Origin of the sequence: Spirillospora sp. NPDC049652 (assembly GCF_040675125.1) — a bacterium.
Classification (GTDB): Bacteria; Actinomycetota; Actinomycetes; order Streptosporangiales; family Streptosporangiaceae; genus Spirillospora.
Genome location: NZ_JBFAOF010000198.1, coordinates 1 through 9,619, shown reverse-complemented (window position 1 = coordinate 9,619; position 9,619 = coordinate 1). Strand labels below are relative to the sequence as shown.

Here is a 9,619-nt window from a genome sequence, read left to right as displayed (position 1 = left end):
CGGGCGGCCGCCCGCTGAGCCGCCGCCCGCTGAGCCGCCGCGTCCGCGACCGAGCTCGCGGAAGCCGCCGGTCACACGAACCGTCGCCCGAGCGGCTCCCGCTGCGTCCGGCGGCTACCCGACGGCGGTCGCTTCAAGCTCGACCATCAGGTCGGGGAGCGCCAGCCGCGCGACCCCGAGCATCGTGGTGGACGGTGCCACTCGGGCGGCGCCCAGCCGCGCCGCGAGGACGCCGTAGTGCTCGAAGAGCCGATCCACATCGGTGGTGTAGACGTTCAGCCGAACCAGGTTCGCCAGGCCCATTCCGGCCTCGCCGAGCACGGCCTCCAGGTTGTCCAGGCTCAACGCCAGCTGCGCCGCCATGTCACCCGCATGCTGGGGCTCGCCCTCGCCGCTCATCGCGGTCTGCCCGGCGCAGTACAGCGTCCGAGCCGCGCCCGTGACGAGTTCGCCCTGGTTGTAGCCCATCCCCGCCGACCAGGTCCACGGGTTGACCGCCGTCCGTTCCATCGCCACATCAGTCCTCTCGATCCATCGAAGCCACGAACCGTGGCCGACCTGCGGGCAAGCCTTCCGGCAAATCACGACATCACCTGTCGTGTATTCCGGCAGAATCGTCGGATGCGCGCTGACCGGCTGGTCTCCCTCGTGCTGCTCCTGCGCCGGCACGGCCGGATGACCGCGACGGCGCTGGCCCGCGAACTGGAGGTCTCCACCCGCACCGTCCTCCGCGACATCGAGGCGCTGTCGGCGGCCGGTGTCCCGGTCTACGCCGAACGCGGCCGGCACGGCGGGTTCGCGCTGCTGCCCGGTTTCCAGACCGAGCTCACCGGCCTGAACCACGACGAGGCGCTCGCCCTCCTGATCGCCGGATCCCGGCGCGGCGCGCAGGCGTTCGGCCTCGGCTCCGCACTCGCCTCGGCCATGCTCAAAGTGGTGGACGCCCTCCCCGAAGGCCACCGCCACACGGCGTCCGACGCGGCCCGGCGGCTGCTCGTCGACCCGGACACCGACCTGCTGGCACGCCGCCAGGACACCGAGGAGGTACCGGACGCCGTCATGGCCGAGGTGCGGCGCGCGGTCCTCGCGGGACGACGGCTCCGCATCCACTATGCCGCCTGGAACCAGCCACCCGAATGGCGCACGGTCGAGCCGCTCGGCCTGGTCACCGTCCGCGGCCAGGGCTACCTGCTGGCCCTCAAGTCGGGCGCGGACCGCACCTACCGCCTCTCCCGCGTCCTGGCCGCCGAGGAACTCCCCGAACCGGCGCAGCGTCCGGACGACATCGACCTCGACCGGGCATGGCAGGACCGGAGCACACGCTTCCGAACCGGCGGCGACCAGGTCACCGTCCTGCTGCGGCTGAACCCGGCGCGGCGAGCGGAACTGGCGGACACCGCCCTGGCCGTCCTGTCCGAAGCCCCCGAGCCGGACGGCTGGCTCCGCATGAAGGCGACCTTCCAAGACCCCAGGCACGCCGAATGGGCCCTGTGGCAGTTGGCCGCGAACGCCGAAGCCCTCTCCCCGCCCTGGCTACGAACCGCCCTCCACACCCGCGCCACCACCCTCACCACCCAGTACGCCCCCGCGGTTGGGCCGACCCCCGGGAGCGCCGGGTCTGGACAACCGTGACGTCAGCCGTCGCCTCTAGCCGGGTGCGGGACGGTCGGCGAAGACGCCGTGGAGCATGCCCGTGGCCTGACCGACCTCGATGAGGTAGCCGTCCGGGTCGCGCATGTAGCAGCGGATCTCCGCCTTGCGGTCCAGGGGCTCGGTCAGGAACCGCGCGCCCTGGGCGGTGGCCGCGGCGTGGAACGCCTCGATGTCGGCCACCCGGACGTTGAGGAACGTCGAGACCGGGTCGCCGGGCTCGGGCGGCCTCAGTACGACGCCGGGTTTGTCCGGGGTGGGGCCGCCGCCGGGATTCATGATGATCCAGGTGTTGGCCACCTGCACGATGGCCGGGTTCTCTGGGAGCACCACCGTGCCGCCGAGGACGTTCGCGTAGAACTCCCTGGAGACGGCCACGTCCCGTACGGTCAGGAAGTGCGTCAGCACGAGTCCCTGGCTGGGCGCCGGAAGATCGCCTTGACCGGGCATCGGGGTTCCTCCTCGTCGCGGGCAGATCGCAGGGACCGTCCCCTCCCACCGCCGTAAACTGCCCGTCCGGCGCTATGGAGCAGTCGCCGAACCCGTCAAGTTCTGGCTAAGAACGGAGCCCGCGCGTGGGGTGGGCGGCTTCGGAGCGGCGTCGGGGGATCGCGCTCCGCAGGGACGGGACGGACCATGCCGTCACCGTCTGTTCCGGCGACGGGACGTAGGCGTCCGATCGCTGGCTGATACTCGTGTTCTCGCAGGTCATGGGCCTGTTACGGCGACGGCCCGGGGGCGGCTCCCGAGTCCTTCCTTGATCGGTAAGGGACGGGGTACGCTTCCCGGCGATGGCGACATTTGCACCGTCTCGCGGTACTTTGACCCTCGGCATCCTCGCCGCGAGTCAGGTGATCCTCCTCCTGGACGCGACGATCGCCAACATCGCCCTCCCCAGCATCCAGCGGGACCTGCACGCGTCCGCGGCACAGCTCTCCTGGGTGGTCAACGCCTACACGCTGGTGTTCAGCGGCCTGCTGTTACTCGGGGGCCGGGCGGGCGACATCCTCGGCCACCGGCGGGTCTTCACCGCGGGGATCGCCCTGTTCACCGTCGCCTCGCTGATCGGCGGACTCGCGTTCGACACCGAGCTCCTCCTCGTCGCCCGGGCCGGGCAGGGGATCGGCGCCGCGCTCGCCGGGCCCGGCTCGCTGGCGCTGATCGCGACGGGATTCCCCGACGACGCCGCCCGGAACCGGGCCTACGCCGTCACCACCAGCGCGGGAAGCCTCGGCATGATGTGCGGCATGGTGGCCGGCGGGCTGCTGATCGAGTGGGGGACGTGGCGCTGGACGTTCTTCATCAACGTCCCCGTCGGGATCGCCGTGGTGGCGCTCTCCCGGTGGTGCCTCCACGAGTCCCCGCGCCTGCGCGGCCGCTTCGACGCGGCCGGGGCGCTCACGGTGACCGCCGGGATGACGCTTCTCGTCTACGGCGTCGTCCGCGCCGCCGAGTCCGGATGGGCGGACGTGCTGGTCGTCGCCGCTCTCGCCGCGGCGCTGGTCCTCCTCGCTACCTTCGTCGCCGTCGAGTCGCGGGCCGCCCAGCCGATCATGTCGCTGGGGCTCCTGCGTGACCGGAACCGCGCGGGCGCGTGCCTCATGCGGCTGCTGCTCACCGGCGCGATGAGCGGCATGATGTTCTTCCTCACCCTTTATGTCCAGGGGGTCCTCGGGTACGGCGCGCTGGAGACCGGCCTGGCCTTCCTGCCCACCACCGTCACCGTCATCGCCGCGAACCGGGCCGTGCCGTGGCTGCTGCCACGCGTCGGGCCGATGAAGGTCATGGTCGCCGGGGCGGTGCTCACCGTCGTCGGCATGGTGTGGCTGACGCAGATCTCGGTGTCGAGCACGTTCCTGTCGGTGATCCTCGGGCCGGTGCTGCTGTTCGGCGCGGGCCACGGGCTGGTGTCGGTGGCGGCGACGGCGGTGGCGATGACCGGCCTGCCCGCCGGCGAGCACGGCAGCGCGTCCGGTCTCATCCAGACCATGCAGGTCGGCGGGCCGCTCGGGATCGCCGTCCTGGTCGCCGTCTACGAGCAGGTGGACGGGACGCGCGTCCAGTCGCTCGCCGGCGCGTTCACCGGCGCCCTGGTCCTCTCCCTGCTCATGCTGGCGACGGCCCTGACCGTCTTCCGCCGGGCACCCGCCGTCCGCGCGGCCGAGTCCGCGAGAACGAGCTGACCACGCGCTACTTCCGGAGGAGACCATGCACATCACGCACATCGTCCATCGGGCCCTGCAACTCGCTCCGGACGAGCCGGTCACCGTGTACGGCGACCGGGTCCGCACGGCGCGCGAGCAGGCGGACCGGGTGGCGCGCCTCGCCGGCGCGCTGCGGGGCGAGTACGGCGTGCGCGACGGCGAGCTGGTGGGGATGCTCGCCCTCGGCTCGGACCGCTACATCGAGTTCTTCCTGGCCGTGGCCTGGGCGAACGGTGTGTTCCACCCGGTCAACCCGGCGTGGAGCACGCCGGAGATGATCTACGCGCTGGCCGAGTCCCGCACCGGGGTCCTCTTCGTGGACGACGCGTTCCTCGACCGCCTGCCGGAGATCCGGGCGGCCTGCCCCGACCTGCGCGAGGTCGTCCATGTGGGGGACGGTCCGCCGCCGCCCGGCATGACCGGATTCGAGGAGCTGATCGCGAGGAGCGAGCCGGTCGAGGACGCGCGCCGGGGCGGCGAGGCCCCCGCCGGCGTCGTCTACACGAGCGGGACGACGGGACGCGCCAAGGGTGTGCTGGTCAGCCACGCGGGACTGGTCCACCAGGCGCTGATCCTGCCGGCGCGGGTCCCGTGCCACGGCATGACCGGCGGGCGCATCCTCATCACGTCGAACTTCTCGTCCATCTCCATGCTGGTGACCTGGCTGATCCAGGGCATGTGGGGCGGGGTCACGGTCATCCCGCTCTCGACCGGCGTGGACGGGCTCGTCGACGCGATCGAACGGCACCAGGTCACGCACGCGCCGTTCGCCCCCGGCACGATGCAGCAGATCGTGGACCATCCGGACATCGCCGCGCGCGACCTGTCCAGCATGCTCAGCATCGCCTACGGCGCCGCGCCCATCACCGAAGCCCTCCTGACCCGGGTGATGAAGGCGTTCCCGAACGCCGCGTTCCACCAGTGGTACGGCATGAACGAGTTCGGTCTCGCCACGCTGCTGCCGCCCGAGGACCATGTCGCGGGACGGAAGCTGCGCTCGGCCGGACGGCCCGCGCTCGGCGCCGAGGTGCGGATCGTCGACGAGGAGGGCGCGGAGGCGCCGCGCGGCGAGGTGGGCGAGATCATCGTCCGCACCGGCGCCATGATGCTCGGCTACCTGAACAAGCCCGAGGAGACGGCGCGGACGGTCCGGGACGGCTGGGTCCACACCGGCGACGGCGGCTACCTGGACGAGGACGGCTACCTCCACATCGTCGACCGGTTCAAGGACGTGATCAACGTCGACGGCTGGAACGTCTACTCGACCGAGGTGGAGCAGGCGATCGCGGCGCACCCCGCGGTGGCCGCGGTCGCGGTGATCGGCGTCCCCGACGACAAGCCGGGGGAGCGGGTGCACGCGGTCATCGTGCTCAAGCACGGCCGGACGGCGGACGAGGACGACATCCGGCGGCACTGCGAGCCGCTGATCGCGTGGAAGACCCCCACCAGCTACGAGTTCGTCGCCGCCCTGCCGCTGTCGAACAGCGGGAAGGTCCTCAAGCGCCGGCTGCGCGAACCGCACTGGGCGGGAAGGGACCGCCAGGTCAACTGACCCGCCCCGCCCCTCCTGCGGACCGGGACGCCCGCGACGCCTTTCCGGTTCAGGGGAACGCGGTCCGGACCGCCCCTCTCCGTCCATCCGGAAAACAAGCCGGGAGGTGACTTCTCTCTTCCAGACAGTAACCATTCCAACGTGGCGGACGGCAACGGCACTAATGGCCCGGGCCGCATCGCGGTTCCACTGTTCCCTTCGTTCGGACGGTTCGGTCGAAAGCGACCTCGGCGCATCCTGGTTGCGAGATGGTAACGAATGCATTCGGGTCCCTGGATGCGCGTTCCCGGCCCGTATCTTCAAGATCAAACGTAGCTTCGGAATGGCATTGGCATGCCCGGCACCGGAGGTTTGATGTGTGGAGCAAGAAATTCGTCCGGGAATTCGCTCACATCGAAGAGGTAGCCCGGAACGGCGGGCCCGTGGTGACGCTCTTCAGCGGCGGCCTGGACAGCTTCTATCTGCTGTGGTGGCTCAGCCGGCACCCTGGCCTGGAGGTTCACGCGCTGTCGGTGGGGCTCGGCGGCGACGCCGAGTATGACGACACCGCCGGCGGCGTGGCGCGGCTCGGCGCCCGGCACGTGCTGGTCGACCGCTCGGACGTCTTCGCCGAGGAGTTCGTGGCGCCCGCCATCGCGGCGCAGGCGGTTTATCTCGGAATGCACCCGATCAGTTCCTCGCTGAGCCGTCCGCTGCTCGCCCGCGCGGCGGTGGAACTGGCCGAGGAGGTCGGCGCGCGAGTGGTGCTGCACACCGCGAACAGGTCGCAGAACAGCCTGCGCAGGTTGAACACCTCGATTGCCGCGCTCGGCTTCGACGGGCATTTCGGCAGCCCGTACGAACTCGACGCGATCAGCCGTGAGGATAAACAGGCCGCACTGAAGAAGGCGGGTTTTCCGGATTTCGCCAACCGTTCGTACAGCGGCGATTCCAATCTGTGGTGCCGGGAGTTCGAGTCCGGGCTGCTGGACGACCCCGAGTGGTTCCCGGTGCCCGAGGACCTCTACGCCTGGTCGTCCGCCGCGCCGCCGGAGCACCCGGAGAAGGTGGTGGTCGACTTCGAGCGCGGCAGGCCGGTGGCGCTGGACGGCGAGCCCACCGGGCTGCGCGAGCTGATCAGGGTCCTCAACACCCGGGCCGGCCGCTACGGCCTCGGCCGCTACTCGGGCCTGGAGCACATCGACAGCGGCGAGAAGGTCCTGGAGGTGCGGGAGATGCCCGCCGCCTGCCTGCTGCTGCACGCCTACCGGCAGCTGGAGGGCGCGACGGTGGCCGCCGAGACCATGCGCGAGAAGCTGTCGCTGGAGCAGCTGTGGACCCGGGAGGCGCTCGAAGGGCGCTGGTTCGGCTCGCTCCGGTCGGCCACCCAGGCGTTCGTCATGAGCGTCGCCGAGCGCGTGACCGGCCGGATCACCTACCGGCTCGACCGGGCCGGGATGACGGTCGTGTCGGTGGAGGCGCCCGACGCCCTCTACATCCGCGACCGCGACGCGTGGGAACGCGACACGTCCCGGTCGGCCTTCCACTTCTCCACGGCCTGACCCCGGGACCGGCGGACACGCCGCGTCCGGCGCCCCCGAGCACCGGAGTGACATGAACATGATCTTGCGCCCGGCGGAACCGTACGACTAAGAACGATCGGAGAAGCCATCGAATCCGGGCGTTCGAGCGATGCAGCGGAGGTACGGGATGTCCGAGGAGTACCGGCGGCGCGGCTGGTGGCGGGACGAGACCTTCCTCGACGACCTGCGGCGGCACGCGCGAGAACGCCCGGACGCCCCCGCCGTCGTCGCCCGCCGGACCGGCTCGGGGGAGACCCGGACGCTCGACTACGCCGAACTGGGCCGGCTGACCGACCGCTGCGCGGGCGCGCTGGTCGAGCTGGGCGTGCGTCCGGGCGACACCGTCGCCGTCCAGCTCACCAACGGCTGGGAGCTGTCCGTCCTCGCCCTCGGCTGCCTGCGCGCCGGGGCCCGGATCTGCCCGCTCCTCCCGGTCTACCGGGAGCGGGAGCTGAGGGCCTACCTCGGCCTGACGGAGGCCAGGGTCTTCATCACCCTCGCCGAGTTCGACGGCGAGGCGCGGGGCGACCTCGGCCTCCGCCTCGCCGCCGAACTGCCGTCGCTGCGGCACGTCGCGGTATGGGGCGCGCCCGTGCCCGACAGCGCCCTCGACCTCCACGGCTTCTTCTTCGAGACGCCGTGGGAGAAGACGCACGCGGCGGACCTCGACGGCCGGGAACTCGGCCCGGACGAGCCGTACCTGACCCTCTTCACCTCCGGCACCACGGGCGAACCGAAGGGCGTGCTCCACAGCCAGAACACCCTGTACGCGCCGATCCGGGGCGAAGCCGAGGTCTTCGACCTGGGCCCCGCGGACGTCCTGACCATGGTCGCCGCGTACACCCACTACACCGGCTTCGTGCGCGGAATGCTGATGCCCCTCGCCCTCGGCGGCACGGCGGTCTTCCAGGACAGCACGGACGGCGCGGCCATGGCCGACCTGCTGGCCGAGCACAAGGTCACCTACCTGTACGCCCCGCCGCACTTCCTGCGCCCCTTGGTGGACGCCCAGCGCGCCGAGCCCCGCGAGCTCGGCGCGCTGCGCTGGGTGGTCGGAGGCTCCGCCCCGATCCCGACGCAACTCGTCCGCGACGTCGACGAGGTCCTCGGACGGCGCCTGTTCTCCCTGTGGGGGATGTCCGAGAACGGCGCGGTGACCATCACCCGTCCGGACGACCCGGCGGACTGGGCGGCGCACAGCGACGGCAGCCCGATCGCCGACATGGAGTTCCGCATCGACCCGCGCCCCGGGCAGCGGGAGGACGCCGGGGTCCTCTGGGTGCGCGGCCCCACCCAGTGCCTGGGCTACCTGCGCCAGCCGGAGCTGTACGCGTCCTTCTGCGACGAGGACGGCTGGTTCGACACCGGCGACCTGGCCCGCCACGACGGCCGCGGCGGCATCCGCATCACCGGCCGCACCAAGGACACCGTCTTCCGCAACGGGTTCTTCGTCCCGACCACCGAGATGGAGGAGATCCTCACCGGCCATCCCGGTGTCGAGGAGGCGGCGGTGATCGGGCTGCCGGTGCTCGGCGGCGCCGACCAGATGGTCTGCGCGGTCGTCCGTCCCGCCGAGGACGCCGCCGACGGGATCACCCTGGACGATGTCCGGGCCCTGCTGCGGGACGCCGGGATGACGGCGTTCTTCTGGCCGGAGCGCCTCGAACTCGTCGACGCCCTCCCCAGAGCGGCCGCCACCGGCAAGGTGCGCAAGGTGGAACTCCAGAACCGGTTCGCTCAGCCCTCCGGATAGATCAGCCCTCCGGATAGAAGAGGAACAGCGTGCAGCCCGTGGTCGTCTGCGGGACGTGCGACGAGCCCGCGGGGGCGTGGATGAAGGTGCCGGCGGGATAGTCGCGCTCGCCGTCGTTGAACGTCCCGGACACCACGAAGACCTCCTCGGGCCCCGGCTCGTGCACGTCGATGCCCTGCCAGGACGTGTTCGCGTCCATCTCCAGGACGGCGGCCTTCGCACCACCCTCCCCGTTCCAGAGAAGGCGGACGCGGATGCCCGGGAACACCTCGTGGACCGGCGCGTCCTGGACGGCGGCCCACGTGTAGGCGGAAGCGCTCTGCTCTGTCGTCATGGGACCAGCGTGGCGCGTGGTGCCTCGTCCGCCGAGAGTCTGGAATGACATCAAGAGGTACTTTTCGGTCATGCATCAGGTTGTGGCGCTCGTCCGTCCCCCGCAGTCGACCTTCGAACTCGCGTGCGCGGCCCAGGTGTTCGGGATCCAGCGGCGCGGCCTGCCGACCCGCTACGCCTTCACCGTGTGCACCGAGCGTCCGGGACCGGTGCGGACGCACGCCGGGTACGACATGGTCGTGGACGAGGGCCTCGACGCGCTCGACCGGGCGGACACCGTGGTCGTCCCGGGCTGGCTCCCCGCCGGTGAGGCCCCTTCGGCCGCGGTCGTCCGGGCGCTGCGCGGCGCGCACTCACGCGGGGCCCGGGTGGTCAGCATCTGCTCCGGCGCCTTCGCACTGGCGCACGCCGGCCTGCTCGACGGACGGCGCGCCACCACGCACTGGGCCCTGGCGGACGAGCTGGCCGCGCGCTTCCCGGACGTCCAGGTCGACCCGGACGTGCTGTACGTGGACGACGGCGACGTGGCGACCAGCGCCGGAGCGGGCGCCGGGATCGACCTGTG

9 protein-coding genes are annotated in these 9,619 nt (G+C 71.5%); 6 read left to right on the top strand and 3 right to left on the bottom strand.

The window, feature by feature from the left end:
- Window positions 1–114 precede the first annotated feature (114 nt).
- Window positions 115–510 (bottom strand): RidA family protein, encoded by a 396-nt coding sequence (locus tag AB0J52_RS15635; protein WP_500182271.1) that lies wholly within the window; start codon window positions 508–510, stop codon window positions 115–117.
- A gap of 111 nt (window positions 511–621) precedes the next feature.
- Between AB0J52_RS15635 and AB0J52_RS15630 the strand changes: the two genes are divergently transcribed.
- Entirely contained in the window at window positions 622–1,632 is a 1,011-nt protein-coding gene (locus AB0J52_RS15630; protein WP_500182270.1) for a helix-turn-helix transcriptional regulator, read from the top strand.
- Between the two features lie 15 nt (window positions 1,633–1,647).
- Here the strand turns inward: AB0J52_RS15630 and AB0J52_RS15625 are convergent, their stop codons facing one another.
- A complete protein-coding gene (locus tag AB0J52_RS15625; RefSeq protein WP_500182269.1) occupies window positions 1,648–2,100 on the bottom strand; it encodes a VOC family protein in 453 nt (150 codons plus the stop codon).
- Window positions 2,101–2,441: 341 nt separating this feature from the next.
- Between AB0J52_RS15625 and AB0J52_RS15620 the strand changes: the two genes are divergently transcribed.
- The 4 genes from AB0J52_RS15620 to AB0J52_RS15605 all read left to right on the top strand — a co-directional run bounded on the left by AB0J52_RS15620 (window position 2,442) and on the right by AB0J52_RS15605 (window position 8,721).
- A complete protein-coding gene (locus tag AB0J52_RS15620) occupies window positions 2,442–3,833 on the top strand; it encodes an MFS transporter (RefSeq protein ID WP_500182268.1) in 1,392 nt (463 codons plus the stop codon).
- A gap of 25 nt (window positions 3,834–3,858) precedes the next feature.
- Window positions 3,859–5,406 carry an AMP-binding protein gene (locus tag AB0J52_RS15615; protein WP_500182267.1) on the top strand — a complete coding sequence of 516 codons (1,548 nt, stop codon included), beginning with the start codon at window positions 3,859–3,861 and terminating at the stop codon, window positions 5,404–5,406.
- A gap of 248 nt (window positions 5,407–5,654) precedes the next feature.
- Complete coding sequence (locus AB0J52_RS15610) at window positions 5,655–6,947, top strand: argininosuccinate synthase-related protein (RefSeq protein WP_500182266.1); 1,293 nt, start codon at window positions 5,655–5,657, stop codon at window positions 6,945–6,947.
- A gap of 148 nt (window positions 6,948–7,095) precedes the next feature.
- Window positions 7,096–8,721 carry an AMP-binding protein gene (locus tag AB0J52_RS15605; protein WP_500182265.1) on the top strand — a complete coding sequence of 542 codons (1,626 nt, stop codon included), beginning with the start codon at window positions 7,096–7,098 and terminating at the stop codon, window positions 8,719–8,721.
- A 1-nt stretch (window position 8,722) separates the two neighbouring features.
- On the opposite strand, the gene AB0J52_RS15600 is transcribed toward AB0J52_RS15605, so the two are convergent.
- Complete coding sequence (locus AB0J52_RS15600) at window positions 8,723–9,055, bottom strand: cupin domain-containing protein (RefSeq protein ID WP_500182264.1); 333 nt, start codon at window positions 9,053–9,055, stop codon at window positions 8,723–8,725.
- A gap of 70 nt (window positions 9,056–9,125) precedes the next feature.
- Between AB0J52_RS15600 and AB0J52_RS15595 the strand changes: the two genes are divergently transcribed.
- Window positions 9,126–9,619 (top strand): AraC family transcriptional regulator (locus tag AB0J52_RS15595; RefSeq protein WP_500182263.1); only part of this gene is annotated, 494 nt, incomplete at its 3' end.

Bases quoted from the DNA above. Each gene is read 5' to 3' on its own strand.
- AB0J52_RS15620 (WP_500182268.1), top strand. From the start codon at position 2,442: ATGGCGACATTTGCACCGTCTCGCGGTACTTTGACCCTCGGCATCCTC.
- AB0J52_RS15635 (WP_500182271.1), bottom strand. From the start codon at position 510: ATGGAACGGACGGCGGTCAACCCGTGGACCTGGTCGGCGGGGATGGGC.
- AB0J52_RS15600 (WP_500182264.1), bottom strand. From the start codon at position 9,055: ATGACGACAGAGCAGAGCGCTTCCGCCTACACGTGGGCCGCCGTCCAG.
- AB0J52_RS15610 (WP_500182266.1), top strand. From the start codon at position 5,655: ATGGTAACGAATGCATTCGGGTCCCTGGATGCGCGTTCCCGGCCCGTA.
- AB0J52_RS15605 (WP_500182265.1), top strand. From the start codon at position 7,096: ATGTCCGAGGAGTACCGGCGGCGCGGCTGGTGGCGGGACGAGACCTTC.
- AB0J52_RS15625 (WP_500182269.1), bottom strand. From the start codon at position 2,100: ATGCCCGGTCAAGGCGATCTTCCGGCGCCCAGCCAGGGACTCGTGCTG.
- AB0J52_RS15615 (WP_500182267.1), top strand. From the start codon at position 3,859: ATGCACATCACGCACATCGTCCATCGGGCCCTGCAACTCGCTCCGGAC.
- AB0J52_RS15630 (WP_500182270.1), top strand. From the start codon at position 622: ATGCGCGCTGACCGGCTGGTCTCCCTCGTGCTGCTCCTGCGCCGGCAC.